Annotated in this window: 18 protein-coding genes and 1 riboswitch; of the genes, 14 read left to right on the top strand and 4 right to left on the bottom strand. The window is 35.5% G+C overall.

The annotated features are described in order from the left end of the window. The first annotated feature begins 7 nt into the window (after positions 1-7). The 3 genes from FYJ79_RS09610 (at position 8) to FYJ79_RS09600 (ending at position 909) form a co-directional block, all read left to right on the top strand. Positions 8-223 carry a hypothetical protein gene (locus FYJ79_RS09610; protein WP_154517485.1) on the top strand — a complete coding sequence of 72 codons (216 nt, stop codon included), beginning with the start codon at positions 8-10 and terminating at the stop codon, positions 221-223. Between the two features lie 85 nt (positions 224-308). Then, entirely contained in the window at positions 309-566 is a 258-nt protein-coding gene (locus tag FYJ79_RS09605) for a hypothetical protein (RefSeq protein ID WP_154517483.1), read from the top strand. A gap of 82 nt (positions 567-648) precedes the next feature. Then, a complete protein-coding gene (locus FYJ79_RS09600; RefSeq protein ID WP_154517481.1) occupies positions 649-909 on the top strand; it encodes a hypothetical protein in 261 nt (86 codons plus the stop codon). 24 nt (positions 910-933) lie between these two features. Here the strand turns inward: FYJ79_RS09600 and FYJ79_RS09595 are convergent, their stop codons facing one another. Both FYJ79_RS09595 and FYJ79_RS09590 read right to left on the bottom strand, forming a co-directional pair. Then, a complete protein-coding gene (locus FYJ79_RS09595; protein WP_195837064.1) occupies positions 934-1,614 on the bottom strand; it encodes a BglG family transcription antiterminator in 681 nt (226 codons plus the stop codon). A gap of 135 nt (positions 1,615-1,749) precedes the next feature. Further along, positions 1,750-2,826: a metallophosphoesterase gene (locus tag FYJ79_RS09590; RefSeq protein WP_154517477.1), complete on the bottom strand. Its 1,077-nt coding sequence runs from the start codon at positions 2,824-2,826 to the stop codon at positions 1,750-1,752. 97 nt (positions 2,827-2,923) lie between these two features. After that, positions 2,924-3,090: riboswitch (Lysine riboswitch) on the top strand. A 64-nt stretch (positions 3,091-3,154) separates the two neighbouring features. Between FYJ79_RS09590 and FYJ79_RS09585 the strand changes: the two genes are divergently transcribed. From FYJ79_RS09585 to FYJ79_RS09560, 6 genes are all read left to right on the top strand, one after another. Beyond that, positions 3,155-3,619 (top strand): ACT domain-containing protein, encoded by a 465-nt coding sequence (locus FYJ79_RS09585; protein WP_154517475.1) that lies wholly within the window; start codon positions 3,155-3,157, stop codon positions 3,617-3,619. Beyond that, positions 3,619-4,518, top strand: coding sequence for a 4-hydroxy-tetrahydrodipicolinate synthase (dapA, locus tag FYJ79_RS09580; RefSeq protein ID WP_154517473.1), 900 nt, complete (start codon positions 3,619-3,621; stop codon positions 4,516-4,518). Before FYJ79_RS09585 ends, dapA begins: the two co-directional genes overlap by 1 nt. Before the next feature lie 3 nt (positions 4,519-4,521). After that, positions 4,522-5,268 carry a 4-hydroxy-tetrahydrodipicolinate reductase gene (gene dapB / locus FYJ79_RS09575; RefSeq protein ID WP_154517471.1) on the top strand — a complete coding sequence of 249 codons (747 nt, stop codon included), beginning with the start codon at positions 4,522-4,524 and terminating at the stop codon, positions 5,266-5,268. A gap of 21 nt (positions 5,269-5,289) precedes the next feature. Next, complete coding sequence (gene lysA, locus FYJ79_RS09570) at positions 5,290-6,603, top strand: diaminopimelate decarboxylase (protein WP_154517469.1); 1,314 nt, start codon at positions 5,290-5,292, stop codon at positions 6,601-6,603. A 130-nt stretch (positions 6,604-6,733) separates the two neighbouring features. Beyond that, on the top strand, positions 6,734-6,940 hold the full coding sequence (locus FYJ79_RS09565; RefSeq protein WP_154517467.1) for a hypothetical protein: 207 nt from the start codon (positions 6,734-6,736) through the stop codon (positions 6,938-6,940). An 89-nt stretch (positions 6,941-7,029) separates the two neighbouring features. Continuing rightward, complete coding sequence (locus FYJ79_RS09560; protein ID WP_154517465.1) at positions 7,030-7,776, top strand: DeoR/GlpR family DNA-binding transcription regulator; 747 nt, start codon at positions 7,030-7,032, stop codon at positions 7,774-7,776. A gap of 68 nt (positions 7,777-7,844) precedes the next feature. Here the strand turns inward: FYJ79_RS09560 and FYJ79_RS09555 are convergent, their stop codons facing one another. Then, a complete protein-coding gene (locus FYJ79_RS09555; RefSeq protein WP_154517463.1) occupies positions 7,845-8,048 on the bottom strand; it encodes a hypothetical protein in 204 nt (67 codons plus the stop codon). A 67-nt stretch (positions 8,049-8,115) separates the two neighbouring features. Further along, the gene (locus FYJ79_RS09550) at positions 8,116-9,012 is read right to left on the bottom strand and encodes a glycyl-radical enzyme activating protein (protein WP_154517460.1); all 897 of its coding nucleotides are present in this window, start codon (positions 9,010-9,012) and stop codon (positions 8,116-8,118) included. A 181-nt stretch (positions 9,013-9,193) separates the two neighbouring features. Here FYJ79_RS09550 and FYJ79_RS09545 point away from each other — a divergent pair, with 181 nt between their 5' ends. The 5 genes from FYJ79_RS09545 to FYJ79_RS09525 all read left to right on the top strand — a co-directional run. Further along, a complete protein-coding gene (locus FYJ79_RS09545; RefSeq protein ID WP_154517457.1) occupies positions 9,194-11,611 on the top strand; it encodes a glycyl radical protein in 2,418 nt (805 codons plus the stop codon). A gap of 10 nt (positions 11,612-11,621) precedes the next feature. Next, positions 11,622-12,302 (top strand): fructose-6-phosphate aldolase, encoded by a 681-nt coding sequence (locus FYJ79_RS09540; protein ID WP_154517454.1) that lies wholly within the window; start codon positions 11,622-11,624, stop codon positions 12,300-12,302. Positions 12,303-12,320: 18 nt separating this feature from the next. Further along, positions 12,321-13,409: a glycerol dehydrogenase gene (locus FYJ79_RS09535; protein ID WP_154517451.1), complete on the top strand. Its 1,089-nt coding sequence runs from the start codon at positions 12,321-12,323 to the stop codon at positions 13,407-13,409. A 578-nt stretch (positions 13,410-13,987) separates the two neighbouring features. Beyond that, a complete protein-coding gene (locus tag FYJ79_RS09530) occupies positions 13,988-14,878 on the top strand; it encodes a Fic family protein (protein WP_154517448.1) in 891 nt (296 codons plus the stop codon). A 1,087-nt stretch (positions 14,879-15,965) separates the two neighbouring features. Further along, a partial coding sequence (locus tag FYJ79_RS09525) for a hypothetical protein (RefSeq protein WP_154517445.1) occupies positions 15,966-19,026 on the top strand: 3,061 nt, incomplete at its 3' end.

The raw sequence follows: 19,026 nt of genomic DNA, 5'->3' as shown, positions 1-19,026 counted from the left end.
TATGAATATGCAGTATAAAACACCAGGTGAACGCTATAAGGATTATAGTAAGAAAGTGCTCTTTATCTTCATTCCTGCCCTACTTGTCTTTCTCATTTCTACAGCAATCAATACAGGAGATAACCCCTATCTCTACTATGTCAGCCTACTCACACTCTTTCTCTCAGTAGCGACAGGCATTGAAGCTATCATTCTCTTTATACTCTCTAAGATTGTACACTAACTGGGAATATTCCCAGTTTTTTTCATATCTTTCAAAAAGATTCCCGGGAAGATGATGAATCGATATAATAAAAGTGGTGATGAAAATGAAAAGTGTTCGATTAGAAAAGTATAATGCATTCTTCTCATTTGGAGTATTGAGCTGCCTCTTTATTGTAAAACAACTCCATATTGAATTGCCTTTTATCTTCGTGCTCTTCTTTATCGTCATGTTTGTGATTACAGAAATTGCGCTATTTGTATTAGCGCTTAAAGAGGATCGGAAGTTAAGAAAAGCATGGGCAGTTATGACACTTATCGTAGTTCTTACCTTAGCTTATTTTGTAGCCTTTATGTTGAAGTAAATATGTAATTTTAATGTGATGAGTTTTAGGTATTGAATTTGTGGTAGAAATAATGTCACAATACATATAGGGAGTGATGATCATGAAGAATAAGTTAGGTTTCTTCAAGACCTGTTTTAGTATTGTACTAGTAATCTTTTTTGTCATGGTTTATTTCTTGAATTCCAATAAATATCATTTTATCGCACGTTATATTTATTTGCTTACTTTTATTGAAATAGTCTTTGGCTTATTCATTATCTACTATACCTATAAACAAGATCGACAAGAAGTGATCCAGAATAGTTTTATTGTTGGTTGTGTGGTTGTCTTTTTAAATATCTTTGCCCATCTCATTAAATGAAAAGAGGATTCCGTTAGGAATCCTCTAATGACTTTCTGGACTATAGAATGCTGTACCGAAGTGTAGTGTAATATAGCCAAGTTCATTTTCATTGAAATCTTTGTTGTAATGTTTCTTGACAATATTATTTAGAATTTCAGCACACTGATATTCTTTTTCATGACTGGCTGATACCATATCTACTAATGGGTTGTCCATTAACTGATTATTATGTTTTAATCTCTCTAATGCTGGATAGAAATGTAATGTCATGCCCTTATAGAATGTGTCATTAAGCTTAAGATCAACACCAAGCTTATCTTTAATTTCATCAAGAGCCTCATCCATAATAGACCCCATTTCATCATCAATAATATCAAAGGTAGAATTAAATTCTAAATCCCATTGATCAAGATTGGATAAATACATAGCTGCGGTATAGAAGTCAAGTTCACTTGCCCCTGTATTATAATCATCTGCCAATTCCTTAACTAATTTCTTAGCAATAGGATATGTAGGTAAGTCTTTACAGCTTTCTAACTGTGAATGACTTGTTTGAATATAATTACCTGATAACTCTCTTGTGATTGAGAGTGCGAGGTGGATGGCTAGATTTTCTTTGGCATTTTGTTCAACTGACAGATTATATTCTTCTATGTATTTGTCTATTTTTTTTGTGACATCTTTTTCGATATTTTCGAATTCTTTCTGAACTGTGATAGTCATATAATACCCTCTCTTTTGAAGTATGTATTGATTAACTTCGCTAGTACTATAACGATTTTTAGAGAGGTTGTCTATAACTTTTTCGTAAAAAGGCATGTTTTTGTAAGCGGTCACATACTTATCTTGATAAGTCACTTACTTTTTACTAAATTGAAGGTTAATATCACAATACTCAGCCTGAGTACCAAGTCTGAATGGGAAGCCCCAGCTACCCATACCACTTGTGACAATGATATCTTCATGACCATAGTGATGTTGTCCATAAGAATAATCAAAGTAAAGACTCATGAAGATATTGCCTGGGAAGATCTGACCATTATGGGTATGACCGGAGAGCTGTAAGTCTGTAAAGGCATGATATTTCTTATAACGGTCTGGGTTATGATCGAGGGTAATTGTTGGGAGATTCTTGTTCATGTGGGAGATGACTTGTTTGATATTGTACTGGTCATGACTTGTGTGGTCATTAAAGCCAACAATATTAAATTTACCATCAACTTCAATATATTGATTTCGTAAATAATGAATATGATATTTGTTGAGGGTATTGAGGAAGTTTGTATTCTTGCGATAGTATTCATGATTGCCAGCAATCGCATATGTGCCATAGGTGCTCTTAAGATGACTGAAGGATTCGAGACATTGTGGAATAAGCGCATCTGGTGTATTTTCATCAAATATATCCCCTACCATCAAGATAGCATCATAATGTTCATTATTTACACGACTGACAAAGTTATCAACAGTCTTGAGATAAGACCCTGTCCCAATATGAAAATCAGAAACAACACAGAGCTTTAAGCTTTTCATACTGCTTTGTTTATTGATGGTGACATCATAGTGCTGACGTTTTTTTATATAGTGTTCAGTGAAGCCTGAAGCAGTTAAAGTGATGGTGAGAATAATGATGAGAATATGGCCTTTACGAAATGGTTTATGTCTGATGAATGTAAAGAGAAAGCGGTAAAGGACAATAATTAAGAAGAGAATATAAAGAAACCAGAGTTGTACCTGGGTCGCAATGACAAAGTATTCAAAGAGAAGGTTATTGGGATGAAAGTAGAACTTGAGCCATATGCCATTGCCTGAAAATAAGGCAATCAGTACGACAAGACCTTTATAAAATAGGCTTTCTTTTTTCAAGAGATGTAAAAAGTAAAGCATTGGAATAATGACAAGTAGAATATAGAGTAGGATTTGTACAAGTTTCAAGAAGATCACCTCACACCTATTATACAATATAAAATCAGTACTTATTCAAGATATTTGAAATGCTTCATTGTATTTTCATACGCTTTGTGTTAGTATTTGCCTAAATAGAGGCGCGGGTGCTAAGAAGACAGTATCAATGTTTACAGACAGGTATTGTTGGAGGAGAAACCGCCGAAGGTTGAATGAGGCTGTAAACTTGTTTTTCCTGGTGATTTAGAGAATATCTACTTCACTGTCACAGGAATGTGGAGTGCTATTGAACTTATATGTTTTTTCAAGTACAGTAGCCCTCATCTATTGTACTTTTTTATATTCAGGAGGAATGACAATGGATAAGAAGGTTATTACACGTGTGGAAATTGATGAAGACATTATTCAGGTAAGAATGAAGAATGTTGAAAAGAACTCGTTATTTGTCGGACAGATCTTTGGGGTACTGGCGAGTCATGATATTAATATCGATATGATTTCTAGTGCCAACTTAGAAGATGAAATGCAGATTGACTTCACTTGTGAAGCAAAAGATCAATCCAAACTTAATCAAGCTATTCAACAGATTTTAGAGAATCACCCACGAATGGAAGTGTATTCCAGCAAGAATACTGGTAAACTAGTAGTTGAGGGTGAAGATATGAAGGATGAATCCGGTGTAGCAGCAAGAGTCTTCCAAATACTCGGTCAAGCCCAGATTCCTTTCTATCAAATCACGACAAGTGAAATTTCTATCTCTTTAGTTATTGATAAGAAATATCTCAAGAAGGCACAAAAAGAAATCAAGGAGGGTATTGAATAATGGCATTATTTGAAGGTAGTGCAGTTGCGATGATCTTGCCTATGCATGATGATGGCAGTATTGACTATGAAGGATTTAAGAAACATGTACAACGTATGATTGATGGCGGACAACAAGCCATTCTTGTCAATGGGACAACAGGTGAACCAGCAACGATCACATGGGAAGATGAACAGGAATTAACGAAGATTGCGGTTGCGATGTGTAAAGGTACAAAGACTAAAGTGATTGCTGGTGGTGGATCAAATAATACAGCTGTGGCTGTAGAAAAAGCTAAATTTAATGCAGCAGTTGGTGCTGATGCTAACTTAGTTGTAACACCATACTACAATAAGACAAGTCAGCGTGGCTTAATTGATCACTATAAAACAGTTGCAGCGGCAGCACCTGAGCTACCACTTATTATGTACAATGTACCAGGAAGAACAGGCATGAAGATTGCGGTTGATACAGTTGTTGAACTTGCGAAAGTTCCTAATATTGTGGCGATGAAAGATGCTACAGATGATATTGCTTATGCGATGGAAGTCTTAACACGTACAAGAGACATGGACTTTGATTTATATTCTGGTTGTGATGACAATATCTTGCCATTTATTGCCGCTGGAGGAAAAGGCGTCATCTCCGTTCTCGCTAACCTGTATCCAAGAGAAACAGAAATGTTTGCCCAATTGGTATTAAAAGGAGACTTAGAAAAAGCAAGAGAAATGGCTTTAGATTTCAATGATGTCTCTAAGTACTTATTTATTGACACTAACCCAATTATGCCTAAAGCTGCATTAAAACATATGGGATATATTGAATCAGAAGCATTAAGAAAACCACTTATTCCTACAACGGATGAAAATAAGCAGTTATTGTTTGATGCAATGAAAACTTTTGAAAGTAAAGGATGGTAGTTTATGAGAGTTATTGTTGTTGGATATGGTGTGATGGGGAAAAAAGTATGTAAAGCAGTTAATGAAGATGAGACATTGACATTAGTTGCGGTTGTTTCTCCTGTCTTTGATGAAACACCGGAAGTACCTTATTATACAAATATTAATGAAGTTAAAGAAGAAGCTGATGCAGTGATTGACTTCTCACATCCTGCTAATCTTGAAAGTATTATGACTTATGTGCGTGCACATAAAGTCCCTGTTGTTCTTGCCACAACAGGCTTTAGTGAAGAACAGTTACAAGCTATTCATGATTTAGCACAAGAAGTTCCTGTCTTCCAGAGCTATAACACATCTTATGGTGTTGCCATGCTCAACAAGATGGTCAAAGAATTCACTCAGGACTTCTACAATCACAATTTTGATGTAGAAATAACAGAAGCACATCATCATCGTAAGATTGATGCCCCTAGTGGTACAGCAGTAATGCTTTATAATACAGCTGCTCAATCTATTGATGGTGCCCATCCTGTATATGATCGTCAGTCAAAACATGAAGCAAGAGAACGTAATGAAATTGGTATTCAGTCTATTCGTGCAGGAACAATTTATGGTGAACATACTGTTCTCTATGGTGGTGATGACGAATTGATTGAAATCAAACATACAGCCTTAAGCAGAGATATCTTTGCGAAAGGTGCCGTCAGCGCTCTTAAAGCTTTATCACAAAAAGAAGTTGGATTCTATAACTTAGAAACGCTATATAATTAAAAGATGAGGGGAAAAGCAAAAATGGTATTACAAACACAATTTGCGGATATAAGAGGCAACGACCTCTATATCGATGGCGTGAAAGCCACAGACTTAGCGAAAAAATATGGTACCCCACTCTATGTCATGAGTGAAGGACATATCAGACATCAGATGAATGAACTCAAAGAGAAGTTCATGGACAAATATGAAAACACATTACCATTATTTGCATCCAAATCATTTAGCTGTCTTGCCATCTATAAGCTTGCGAGTGAATATGGCATTGGTATTGATTGTGTCTCTGCTGGTGAAATCAGCATTGCTTTAAGAGCAGGCTTTGATCCTGATAAAATCTATTTCCATGGCAACAATAAATTACCAAGTGAAATCGAATATGCCTTAAAACATGGGGTAACACACTTTGTCGTTGATAATTTCTATGAATTAGAATTATGTGACAAGATTGCCGGTGAATTAGATACTGTTGTCAAAGCAACAGTACGTGTTGTGCCTGGTATTAAAGCGGGTGGACATAACTTCATTCAGACTGGCCATGTCGATACTAAATTTGGCTTCTCTAGTCATTATGGTATTTATCTCAAAGCAATCAAAAAGATTCTTGATAGTAAGAATATGGAATTCGAAGGCTTACATGCTCATATTGGTTCTCAGGTCTTTGACCTTTATGCCTATATTTCAGCAATGCGTACATTCATGGGATTTGTTGATGAGATTTATAAGACATTTGGTGTTGTTGTTAAGAAGATTAATGCTGGTGGTGGTTATGGTATTGCCTACAATAAGCTAGACCACCCTCTTGACTTTGAAACCATTACAGAAGAAATCATGAATGTTATTGGTGAAGCTTATGAAAAACGTGGCTGGGAAAGACCAATGGTCTTAATTGAACCAGGACGTTGGGTTGTTGGGAATGCCGGTATTACGCTTTATACTGTTGGAGCTATTAAGGACATTCCTGATGTACGTACATATGTATCGATAGATGGTGGTATGGCTGATAATATTCGTACCCCACTCTATGATGCTAAATATGATGGTATTGTAGCCAATAAAGCTGGTGAGACAAAGACAAAAGTTGTTACAATTGCTGGTAAGTGCTGTGAATCCGGAGACCTTATTTGTAAGGATCTCCATGTCACTGGTAATATTGAAGCAGGTGATATCTTTGCTGTCTTCTCAACAGGTGCCTATAACTATACAATGTCATCTAACTACAACCAGTTACCTAAGCCTGCAGTTGTCTTTACTTATGAAGGCAAGAGTAAAGTTGTCATTAGAAGACAGACATTTGATGATCTAGTTGAATATGATGAAGATCAGGCATATGAGTAATCTTAAGGTCGAGCAATCGACCTTTTTGTATTGAAAAATGTAAAAACAAAAGCAATAAAGACAACATAGAATCAATACTTATCATATATACTATAAGTAAGAAAGTATTAGCTAAGAGAGGAGGCTATTTATGTTAAAAGGGAAAACAAGAGCCAATATCTTATCCGTCATTATGTTTGCCTACCCATTAGTATTGGTTCTAATGCGTACATTAGGTGAGAAGCTATCTTGGCCTTTAGAGGTAGAAATCGTTATTACACTTCTAATTCTTATCCCAATCTTAATCTTTGTAGACAGGCAGTTTAAAAAGATTAAAGAAGAACTAAATCAAAAATAATAACAGAAAAGTCCAAATTATGGACTTTTTCTTTTACATATATTTCAAATGAAACTAAATGTGTTAGAATACAAAAGAGGTAAAACAATATGAAAGAAAGACAAAATCGTATTCTTGATGCACTTACAAAACATGAAAAACTAGAAGTCAAAGAACTTGCCGAAATGATGGAAGTTTCCCAAGTCACTATTCGTAAAGACTTAGATGCCCTAACTAAGCAAGGTCTTATCATCCGTAATCATGGCTATGCGACATTAAATAACAGTGATGATATGAATAATAGATTAGCTTATCACTATGAAATGAAACAACGCATAGCTAAGAAAGTATGCGAAGATATCCATGATGGTGAAACAATCATGATTGAATCAGGTTCTTGTTGTGCACTCGTTGCATTAGAGATTGCCCAAAGCAAGAAAAACATCACTATTATAACTAACTCAGCTTTCATTGCTGATTACATACGTAATGAAGAAGTTAAAGTTATCTTGCTTGGTGGTGAATATCAAGCATCATCACAGGTTCTTGTTGGACCAATCACAATAAATAATGCCAAGAATTTCTTTGTCGATAAGTACTTTATTGGTGCAGATGGCTTTTCAGAGAAATCAGGCTTTACAGGAAAGGACTATTTACGTGCTGAGACTGTCAGAGAAATGGCAAAACAGGCAACCCAGGTTATAGTCGTGACAGAAAGTGAGAAGTTTGGCCATATCGGTACAGTCAATCTCCTGGATACAAAAAATGTCGCCAAAGTTTATACAGATACCCATATTCCTCAAGAAGATGAAATCTATCTCAATGAAATGAATGTAGAAGTCATTAAAGTTGACTAAGAGTGCTATATAAAGTAGCACTTTTTTCATTATAAAAGTCTGACAATGTATTATTGCCAGACTTTTTACTACTTACGTTTAAATACAAGATAGAGATGATCACACCATAAGGCAATGAGAATAAGAGGTCGACTAAAGACTGTAAAGCGATAAAAGTTAGAAAAGAAGACATCAAAATTCCTCAAATAGTATTCATAGGCAAAATGGTCAAATAGGTAGAATACAATAAATATAATTGAAGCTATAATAAAGAATATGCGATGCATTTTCATAAAGATGTTCTCCTCTCAAAAAAAATATTATCATAGCTGAAAGAGGATAACTACTTTAATCCCATTCTTAGAAAAAACAATCAATGCCCTCATCAATGAAGATGCGTTGGTAGGATTGAAGGTCTTCGGGATGTAAGGCTTTTGTATTTTCATATGCATAATTACGTTGAAGTAAATGATATTTCTTTTCACCCATTTGATGGAATGGTAGGAGCTGGACTTTCTTTAAGCCTAATTCTTTTAAGTATGTGGCAATTAATCTTGCATCATCTAAAGAATCGTTGAAATGAGGAATGACTGGTATACGTGGGAGGATATCTATGTGTTGTTTAATCGCCCATTTGAGATTTTTTGCAATCAGTTCATTTCCAACACTTGTGCCTGCTTGATGTTTTTTAGAATCGGCATGTTTGATATCAAAGAGTAATAAATCAAACATTGGTGCTAGTTCATGAAAGAGATCTTCTGGCACATATCCTGTTGTTTCAATCGCAAGATGAAGATTGTGCTTTTTTAAGGCAGGAAGTAATTCACGTAGGAAATCAGGCTGACTCATGCCTTCGCCACCGGATATCGTAATCCCCCCACAACTCTCTTCATAGAAAGGTAAATCTTGAAGACAAATTTCAACAACTTCCTCAACACTCTTATATTCCCCTTCATGACTTAAGGCATGACCAGGACATTCTTTTACGCATTTTAAACATCCATTACATTTTGTAAGATTGACATGAATGCTTTGATTATGATGTGTGAGGGCATGTGTAGGACAAATCTCAACACAATGAAGACAATGAAGGCATTGTTCTTGATCATAGAGAATTTGTATTTTTGCCAGCTGGCTTTCTGGGTTGGCACACCATTGACATCTCAAAGGACAACCTTTTAAGAATATTGTTGTCCTAATACCAGGACCATCATGAATGCTGAACTTTTGTATATTAAATAAGATACCATTACTCATAAGCTACTTCTCCTTCGCAATTATTGTAGCAGTTTGAGAGTAAAGAGTAAATATAAACTTACGAATGAAAGTTAAATATCATTTAATTGAAACAATATATTGACTAATTTCCAAATAATGCTACGATATAGGTGGAAAAGAAAGTTTGTGAACTTTCAAATGAAATTAAAAGGAGAAGCTTATGGAAAACAAAGAACACTTTGGTCAACTTACTAATCGTATGCAAGCATTCCGTGAAGAAGTACTTGATGAAAAACCTTATATTGATGAAGAACGTGCAATGATTGTCACTAAGGTTTATAAAGAAAATGAAGATAAGCCAAGAGTGCTTTTAAGAGCCTTGATGTTGAAAGCTATTCTTGAAGAGATGACAATCTATATTGAAGATCAGACATTGCTTGTAGGAAATCAGGCAAGAAAAAACAAGAATGCCCCTATCTTCCCTGAATATACAATGGGCTTTGTGATTGATGAACTTGATAAGTTTGAAAAACGTGATGGTGATGTTTTCTATATTACAGAAGAAACAAAGGAGAATTTAAGAAGCATTGCGCCGTTCTGGAAAAATAATACATTAAGAGATCGAGGGATGAACCTTTTACCAGAGTGTGTGCAGGTCTTTATGGAAACTGGCTTTTTTGGCATGGAAGGCAAGCTAAATGCCGGTGATGCCCATCTTGCAGTAAATTATGAGAAGGTTCTGAAATATGGCCTTAAGGGTTATGAGGAAAGAGCTAAAGAACTTCAGTCAAAGCTTGACCTATGTGAACCTGATGCAATAGATCAAAATGTTTTCTATAATGCCGTATTGATTGTCCTCGAAGCTGTACATACTTTTGCCTTACGCTATAGTCAACTTGCGAAAGAGAAAGCTGAGAAAGAAGTTGATGAAAAGAGAAAAGCAGAACTCTTAGAAATCAGTAGGATTTGTCAAAAAGTGCCTTATGAACCAGCCGAGACATTCTATGAAGCAATGCAGTCTGTCTGGTTTATTCAGCTCATTCTCCAAATTGAATCCAATGGCCATTCTCTTTCATATGGTCGCTTTGATCAATATATGTATCCTTACTACAAACATTCCGTTCTTGAACAACATGACATGACTAAAGATGAAGCCTTGGAGCTCTTATCAAACTTATGGATTAAGAGCCTAACAATCAATAAAGTCAGAAGTCAGTCCCATACACTATCAAGTGCAGGTAGCCCAATGTACCAGAATGTCACTATTGGCGGACAGACAACAGATCATCAGGATGCTGTTAACGAACTCTCATTCACAGTCTTACAATCTATCGCTCAAACAAGATTAACTCAACCTAACTTAACAGTCCGTTATCATAAGAATCTTAATCCAGCTTTCTTTGATGAATGTATTGAAGTTGTGAAGTTAGGATTTGGTATGCCAGCATTCAATAATGATGAAATCATTATTCCTTCATTCATTGAAAAAGGTGTGAAGGAAGAAGATGCCTATAATTATTCCGCTATTGGCTGTGTTGAGACAGCGGTACCAGGTAAATGGGGATATCGTTGTACGGGTATGAGTTATATGAACTTCCCTCGTATTCTTCTTGTGGCGATGAATAATGGTATTGATATGACAAGTGGTAAGAGATTTACGAAGGGTTATGGTTATTTCAAAGATATGACAAGTTATGAAGAGTTGATGAGGGCATGGGATTTAACTGTTCGTGAACTGACTCGTTATTCAGTGATTACTGAAAATGCGATTGATAAAGCGAGTGAAAGAGATGTTCCTGATATTCTTTGTAGTACTTTGACTGATGATTGTTTAGCTCGTGGTAAGACGATTAAAGAAGGTGGTGCTGTTTATGACTTTATTTCAGGATTACAGGTAGGGATTGCGAATATGGCAGACTCTCTTGCGGCGATTAAGAAGCTTGTCTTCGATGAGAAGCGTATCACCCCTGCAGAGTTATGGGATGCGATTGTGGATGACTTTAGTACACCAGAAAATCAGAAAATCCAGGATATGCTGATTCATGATGCACCTAAATATGGCAATGATGATGACTCTGTTGACCAGCTCGTCGTAGAAGCTTATGATAGCTATCTTGATGAAATGAAGAAGTATAAGAATACCCGTTATGGTCGTGGACCTATTGGTGGTGTTCGTTATGGTGGAACATCTTCTATTTCTGCCAATGTTGGCCAAGGTATGGGGACTATGGCAACACCGGATGGTCGTCATGCCCATGAACCATTAGCCGAAGGTTGCTCACCTGCTCATAATGCCGACCAAAATGGACCAACGGCTGTCTTCAAGACTGTTTCTAAACTACCAACACATCTTATAACAGGTGGTGTCCTACTTAATCAAAAGATGACCCCAACAATGCTGACAACAGATGAAAACAAAATGAAATTAGAAATGTTGATAAAGACATTCTTTAATCGATTACATGGCTATCATGTCCAATATAATATTGTTTCAAGAGAAACACTCATTGATGCCCAAAAACATCCAGAAAAACACAAAGACTTAATTGTTCGTGTTGCTGGTTACTCAGCATTCTTCAATGTCCTTTCTAAAGCAACACAGGATGATATTATTGGAAGAACAGAACAAAGTTTATAGGAGAAAGAAAATGGAATTCATATTAGATACAATTAACTTAGAGGAAATAAGAGATGGGGTTGATCATATGCCTATTAGTGGCATTACATCCAACCCAAGTATTGTCAAAAAGACAGCACCAAAAGATTTCTTTGAACATATGCGTGAAGTCAGACATATCATAGGAAAAGATAGAAGCCTTCATATTCAGGTTGTAGGTACAACCTGTGAAGATATGCTGAAAGATGCGAAACGTATCTTTGAAGAAATAGATGAAGATGTTTATATAAAGATCCCAACAAGCTATGAAGGTGTAAAAGCCATCAAAGCATTAAAAGCAGAAGGTAGAAATGTAACAGCAACTGCTATCTATACAGTGATGCAAGCTTATATGGCTTTAGAAGCAGGTGCTGACTATATTGCCCCTTATGTCAATCGTATTGCGAATATTGGTGGTGATCCATATGACCTTATTGACAAGGTTGAAAGCAGAATCGCCATGGATGGCTATGATTGTAAGATTCTTGCAGCTAGCTTCCATGCCTTAGGACAGGTGGAAGAGTCATTGGCAGCTGGAGCTCAGGCTATTACAGCACCCTATGGTGTTCTTAAGACAATCTTTGAAAATAAGAATATTTCCCTGGCAATAGAAGATTTTAATAAAGACTGGTATAATTTGTATGGTGTTAATAAACAAGTTAGTGACTTATAAAAAAGGAGATGTTGCTTTATGACAAAAATTATTTGTGCACCAGGAAGTTATATTCAGGGAGCAGGTGAAATTAAGAAACTTGCTTCCTACTATCAGGAATTAGGTACGAAAGGTGCCTATATGATGATTGGTCATCATGCCTATGTACATGACTTAGATGACATTGAAAGTTCTTTTAAAGAAGCAAATGTACCTTTTACTTCAGCAGTCTTTGGTGGTGAATGTTCAAGCGAAGAAGTGGAAAAACATCAAAAACAGTTAGGTGAATGTGATGTCGTTATTGGTATTGGTGGTGGTAAGACATTGGATGCTGCTAAAGCTGTCGCATTCTATGCACACTTACCTGTCATCATTGTGCCAACAACAGCTTCTACCGATGCGCCATGTTCAAGATTGTCCGTTCTCTATAAGCCTAATGGTGAATTTGATGCTTATTTGCCTTTAAGAGCTAATCCAGATATGGTTTTGATGGATACGGATATTATTGCTCATGCGCCAGTACGTTTCTTGATGGCCGGTGTTGGTGATGCTCTTGCGACATATTATGAAGCAGCTGCCTGTGTTAAGAGTGATGCTTTGACAATGCCAGGAGGCCATGTCACAAAAGCAGCCTTTGCCCTCGCAACATTATGTCGTGATACATTATTTGAAGATGCCCTGAAGGCTAAAGCTTCTGTCGAAAACAAAGTGACAACCAAAGCATTAGAGAATATTGTTGAAGCGAATACTTATTTAAGCGGCCTTGGATTTGAATCTAGTGGTTTAGCGGCTGCTCATGCAATTCATGATGGTTTAACAGTAATACCTGAAACACATCAATATCTTCATGGTGAGAAGGTTGCCTTTGGCACAATCACTCAGCTTGTTTTAGAAGATCGTTCTCTTGAAGAAATCACAAAGGTTATTAAATTCTGTAAAGCGTGCCATCTTCCAACATCATTTAAAGATTTGAATATGGAAAATGTCAGTGATGAGTTGTTGTTGAAAGCAGCAACAGAAGCATGCTCTCCAAATGACACGATGGGTAATATGCCATTTGAAGTTACACCAGAAGATGTCGTTGCAGCTATGAAAACAGCCAATACGCTATCTCAAACTATTGCATAATAAAGATTCACATGATTTCACATATTTTATGCATAATTCTCACACGAATAATGTGTATTCTATAAGTGTAGTCAAAAAAGAGTTTTCATAATTTTTCCCAAAATACAATTTTCCCAAATAGACTACGTATTCATGACAACTTCCCAAATAATCATGAATAGAAAGACCTAGATCATTCCCAATCTAGGTCTTTTATGTTTGTATGTCGGGTATTGCACTAACTCAGTCGGAATAAAATCGAACACAGGTAGTTAAATGGTGATCGCGTCAACTATGAGCTCAGTCTTGAGATCTTGTGATAAGAAAAAGCGATAGACCTGGTTTGGTCAATCCCCTTGATTATAATTTAAAATAGCCTGAAGTAAGTGAATGAATGTAACACTATATATGCGAACCGAACATATACTGCAATGAGAGGAACAAAATTCATTTCTTTCCTCTACTCTACTGCAAATAATCGGCATCTTTTATCGGCAAAAAATATTATAGATGTATGAATTTGAAGAGAAATTTTGCCGATAAAGTTATATAATAATATCAGGATCATGAAAATACTTATTTATGGTGAGGAACAAAGAATGAAATATCTTGGTGTAAGAGAAATTGCAAAAAAATGGAATATATCTGAGCGAAGTGTGAGAAACTATTGTGCCCAGGGACGTGTAAAGGATGCCTTTCTTAAAGGTAAAACTTGGAAAATTCCTGAAAATGCGATAAAGCCAAAACGCAAAAATCAAAAGAAAGACAAATCTAATAACTTATTAGATATTTTACAAGAGCAGAAAAGTACAAAATATACAAGAGGAATATACCACAAGACGCAAATCGAATTAACATATCATTCTAATCATATTGAAGGAAGTAGATTAACACTTGATCAAACAATGTATATTTTTGATACAAATACTATTAGATTAGAAAAGCAAGCTGTCAATATAGACGATGTTATAGAGACTATTAATCATTTTCGCTGTGTTGACAAAATCATAGACCGCGCTAAGTCTGAGTTAACTGAGAATTTTATTAAAGAGCTCCATGCAATCTTGAAAAATGGTACGAGTGATGCTAGGAAAGATTGGTTTAGAGTAGGAGCTTACAAAAAATTACCCAATGAAGTTGGCGGAAGAATGACAGCACTTCCTGAAGATGTTCCTCAAAGAATGAAGGAATTACTTCAAGAGTATCATGAAATAGAAGACAAGGGCATTGATGATATCTTGGATTTCCACGTTAAGTTTGAACGCATTCATCCTTTTCAGGATGGTAATGGTCGAGTAGGTAGACTCATCATGTTTAAAGAGTGTTTGAGATATGGTATTGTTCCTTTCATAATTGAGGATGAACTGAAGATGTTTTACTATCGGGGACTAAAAGAATGGAGTCATGAGAGAGGCTATTTGAGGGATACATGCCTAAGTGCGCAGGATCAATATAAGTCTTATCTAGATTACTTTAGAATACCTTATTAGATAGTCATCGAAGATAGAAACATATTTATGGAAGATTGAAAATGAATATGAGTGCAAGAAACTCCTTTTTTTTGAAAGCAACATTTTTTTGAAGCAAATGATATCATCTTATTGAAGAAGGTATAGGTTTATCAAATATCTAATTTAAACTATTGGCGCAAATGGTTCATATGTATTCGCTGCAATACGCTAAGTGGCATAATCATGAATAGAAAGATCTAGATCATTTACAATCTAGGTCTTTTGTGTTTTACGATGATTATTTTTGATATGAGATAATCCCTCTTAAGATGATTTCTGTTTGGTAATCTAATTGTGAACTAAGGCGTGTGAGATGGAAGATGCGCTGGTAAAGACATTTGACATTCAGCCATCAAGGGAGATCATTACATAGAAATATCTAAAAAAATATAGCGGGTCGTTAACTCCAAGAAAAGTACGAAGCTGAAATAATATGCAAAAAGGCGAAAAAGTATTGATTTAATCAATATATTTCGCCTTTATTAGTTTTCTAACTGTAAAACATATAAAGAAGATTAAAGTCAATCAACTTGATATCTATGTATTTTTATAGAGATATCCAAGATCCAGATACAAAGTCATCAAGTACGAAATATGCATAAAATCGTTCATATTCAGTACTATCTCTACAATAAACATTACGTTAATCTAATGATGATTATAAAGCTGTGATATTGCTGGGGCTATATTTGATAATTTCATAATTTGAGTGTAACACTCAAATAATATATACACATAACAATACTTAGCTCATAACAAATAATATAGCACCAGCTTGATGATATGTTTTATGATTGCTCATGAGTTATCAGTATGATATGGAAGATTGTGCTGATAGAAGTATTTGAGAATGTATAAGCTATATGAGTCGTTTCTCTTTCTAGTTTAATCATTAATTGATGCTGATATAGCTTATCTTTCTTTGTAAAGAGGTTAGGGATATCAATAGGAAGCTGCCTGTACTTCTTAGTTGGTATTTCAAATAAATTGGTCACTGAGGGAAAAGATTGAAAGTCTTCTCTTGTTTTTCGTGTGCCAAAATCTAGTGGGAAAAGAGGTAAAAAACATGACACGACAGTCAAAGAAAATGATTTCTTCGCTGTATAAGTATTTAATTGCGATTTGTATGATGATCATGCCAATGGGGATTAAAGCTTTTGCAGCTGGAGCACAAAGCAATGAGAATTATGATATTGCGCTTAATGCAGTGCAATCGAGTGTTAATGCAGGAGATACGGGGATTCTTGAAATGCATGTGAAAATTGCAGGCTCACAAGAACAAATTAATGAGGATCTTTCAGGTAAAGCACAAGTTAAAGTGCAATTACCTAAAGATGATACTTATTATGCATTTCATCAAGATACATTAGAAAGCTTATCAATCTTAGGTACAAAACCAACATTTGATCAAAACAATAAAGTATTATCTTGGAATCTTGAAAATGTTGAAACAGGCGTATCAGCAGTCGTACAAATCCCTATCAATACTTATAATGGGATAACACCAAATGGTACAACACTTTCGTTTGAAGCTAGTCTTAATAAAGAAGATGGCACATCATTCACAACTCCTCGTACAGCATCATTCCAGATTAAATCTGCATATAATGAATCTGTCTCAAAGGTTTATAAAGGTGTTGAGAATTCTAAAGAAGAAGCACCTAAAAAGGGTGAAAAAGCAATTTGGAATCTTAAAGGTTCAGTTGATTTAGCACAACGTGCAGGTATGTATATGAAACCAGGCAGTAAAATTACTGTAACAGATACATTACCTGAAGGTCTTACATATTCAAATGCGACTATTATTAGTAAAAACCTAAGTGAAGCTAAAGTAAATGGCCAGACAGTTACTTGGACAGCTACTGCACCTTCTCTTAAAGAACAGGAAGAAAGTTCAGCTAGAGGTGAAGCTTTATATTTATTTGAAATTCAGCTTCTTACAGAAGTGACAAAGGAAACAAATCAACTTCAGAAACTAGAAAATAAAGTCACTTTCACAACGACAAGTATTGATGGAAAAGAAATAACAAAAGAATCTAAAGCACAGATGTCTATTGCTCCTGATGGCGATAATACAAAATTTCCTGATGGAAGCTGGTATACATCTCTTACAAGTGGAACAGCTGTTAATCAAATTAATGCTGTAACTGGGGCACAAAACACAAACCCATCAGTTAAAGACAACGTTTCCCTTCTCTTCCATGATTATTACGCTATAGCACTTAATCAAACAGATAAACTGACAAGAGATGGTGTTGATGCAAGATCTGAATGGAATTTAGGAGATGTCTTGAAACAAGGCTATAAGAAAATTGTCTCGAAACAAATATTTAGTCCTGAACTCATTTTCTCTGGTGTACGTCTTGAAACACCAAAGAGTTACTATCATTCAAGTCAGCCACCTTTACGTTTAGCATCTGATCCTGTTGTTACAATTATCCTTCATTTAGATAATGGCACAACAAAATCACAAACAGTTGACTTCTCAAAACAAACTGGTATTCATCAAGTTTTAGTATCACGTACTGCCTTTGGTATCACTCCTCAAGATCATGTTGATAGTTATGAAGTTGTTTATGAAAATGCCGATGGTTCTCCTATATTTGGTGGTGTTTCATTAGATGCCTATCCATTCTTTAATATCAAGAAGGGTTATGAAGGTGAACTTAGATGGCAAAATACTTGGGAAATGACGCTATCAAATGGAAAGACATATGTGAAATCAGCTGATAAAACATCAGATAATATTGGTCCAAGAACACTTCAGGTTATTAAAAATACAGAAAATACACCATTAGTAAAATCAGGTATTCGTTTTAGTAATGCTGATGGAAATACTGTAAAAGTAGGTGAAAATCAAGTTCGTCATTTCATTAATACGCCATATGCATCTCCTGTTAATCTAGATGGTGAAATAAGTTCAGCTATTATTCTTCCATATGGTGTAAAGCTAAAAGGTGATGGTAACTTCAAGTTCTATCATCAGGAATATCGTTTAAATATTCCAGCTAATAGTATTACTGGTACAGGTAAAGTTATTGATGATGATTATAAGGGTACAGGTAAGCAGTTAGTGAAAGTTGTGTGGGATAAGGATTATGTTGCCCCATATGACCAGTTAGCAGTAACATTCGATGTTGATATTACTGATGATGCACCAAAGAATATGCAATTGATTTCTTATTCTGGAAGTACGAAATCTAAAGAACTTGTTGCTTCTACTCCAGATACTAATACTATTGAAATAGATACAAAAGATATTAATGATGATGGCTTATCAAATGATCAAAAGATTATTAAAGCCAGCAATAATTATAACTTACGTACAAAAGAAGACCTTAAGATTGAAAAGTCTGTAAAAGGTAATATGGATACGGAATATTCTCGTTTTGGTAAGGCAAGTTTAGGTGGGGATATTTCATATAAATTACATCTTACAAATACTACAGGTAGAAATATTTCTCAATTAGGCTTTATTGATGTTCTTCCTTCCGTTGGTGATTTAGGAATTGTTGATAATACAAGTAGAGGAAGTGCATTTACACCAATCCTTAAAGGTCCTGTACAGTTACCTAAAGCTTGGGCTGATAAAGTAGATGTATACTACAGTACTTCAAAAAATCCAAAGAGAACTGATCTCTATAATAGAGTGAATTACCCAAATACATCATTCGTTCATACAGATCCAGCAACTGCTCAAGAAGCAAACTGGACAAAAGAAGTTAATGACTGGAGTACTATTCATAGCTTTAAATTAGAACTTAAAGACGATACAATCTTTGTCAAAGGGCAGGATATTACTCTTACGTTTGATATGAAAGCACCAGAAAAAGGCGATAAAACAAATCTTCCTGATGAAAGCATTCTCTTCACAGATCTTGCGAAAGCAAAAAGAACTGAAGAAAATGAAAAGAAGGCAGCCTGGAATTCATTTGCGGTAACGACAAATGGTTTATTGCCTACTGAACCAGAGAGAGTTGGCGTTATATTGTTTGATAATGGCGGTGCTGTCAGAGTGAAATACTTCATCGAAGGCACTGATACTGAATTGGACAACCCAGAAGCCGGTGACAGAGTGAAGACAGGCGAAACAGACGAAGGCTGGTATACAGTCAAGGACCCAAATA

Source organism: Sharpea porci (assembly GCF_009695655.1).
GTDB classification, from domain to species: Bacteria; Bacillota_I; Bacilli_A; order Erysipelotrichales; family Coprobacillaceae; genus Sharpea; species Sharpea porci.
The sequence above is the reverse complement of the archived record's forward strand: the minus strand, read 5'-3'. Positions and strand labels throughout refer to the sequence as shown.

Bases quoted from the DNA above. Each gene is read 5' to 3' on its own strand.
- FYJ79_RS09610 (WP_154517485.1), top strand. From the start codon at position 8: ATGCAGTATAAAACACCAGGTGAACGCTATAAGGATTATAGTAAGAAA.
- FYJ79_RS09605 (WP_154517483.1), top strand. From the start codon at position 309: ATGAAAAGTGTTCGATTAGAAAAGTATAATGCATTCTTCTCATTTGGA.
- FYJ79_RS09600 (WP_154517481.1), top strand. From the start codon at position 649: ATGAAGAATAAGTTAGGTTTCTTCAAGACCTGTTTTAGTATTGTACTA.
- FYJ79_RS09595 (WP_195837064.1), bottom strand. From the start codon at position 1,614: ATGACTATCACAGTTCAGAAAGAATTCGAAAATATCGAAAAAGATGTC.
- FYJ79_RS09585 (WP_154517475.1), top strand. From the start codon at position 3,155: ATGGATAAGAAGGTTATTACACGTGTGGAAATTGATGAAGACATTATT.
- dapA (WP_154517473.1), top strand. From the start codon at position 3,619: ATGGCATTATTTGAAGGTAGTGCAGTTGCGATGATCTTGCCTATGCAT.
- dapB (WP_154517471.1), top strand. From the start codon at position 4,522: ATGAGAGTTATTGTTGTTGGATATGGTGTGATGGGGAAAAAAGTATGT.
- lysA (WP_154517469.1), top strand. From the start codon at position 5,290: ATGGTATTACAAACACAATTTGCGGATATAAGAGGCAACGACCTCTAT.
- FYJ79_RS09565 (WP_154517467.1), top strand. From the start codon at position 6,734: ATGTTAAAAGGGAAAACAAGAGCCAATATCTTATCCGTCATTATGTTT.
- FYJ79_RS09560 (WP_154517465.1), top strand. From the start codon at position 7,030: ATGAAAGAAAGACAAAATCGTATTCTTGATGCACTTACAAAACATGAA.
- FYJ79_RS09555 (WP_154517463.1), bottom strand. From the start codon at position 8,048: ATGAAAATGCATCGCATATTCTTTATTATAGCTTCAATTATATTTATT.
- FYJ79_RS09550 (WP_154517460.1), bottom strand. From the start codon at position 9,012: ATGAGTAATGGTATCTTATTTAATATACAAAAGTTCAGCATTCATGAT.
- FYJ79_RS09545 (WP_154517457.1), top strand. From the start codon at position 9,194: ATGGAAAACAAAGAACACTTTGGTCAACTTACTAATCGTATGCAAGCA.
- FYJ79_RS09540 (WP_154517454.1), top strand. From the start codon at position 11,622: ATGGAATTCATATTAGATACAATTAACTTAGAGGAAATAAGAGATGGG.
- FYJ79_RS09535 (WP_154517451.1), top strand. From the start codon at position 12,321: ATGACAAAAATTATTTGTGCACCAGGAAGTTATATTCAGGGAGCAGGT.
- FYJ79_RS09530 (WP_154517448.1), top strand. From the start codon at position 13,988: ATGAAATATCTTGGTGTAAGAGAAATTGCAAAAAAATGGAATATATCT.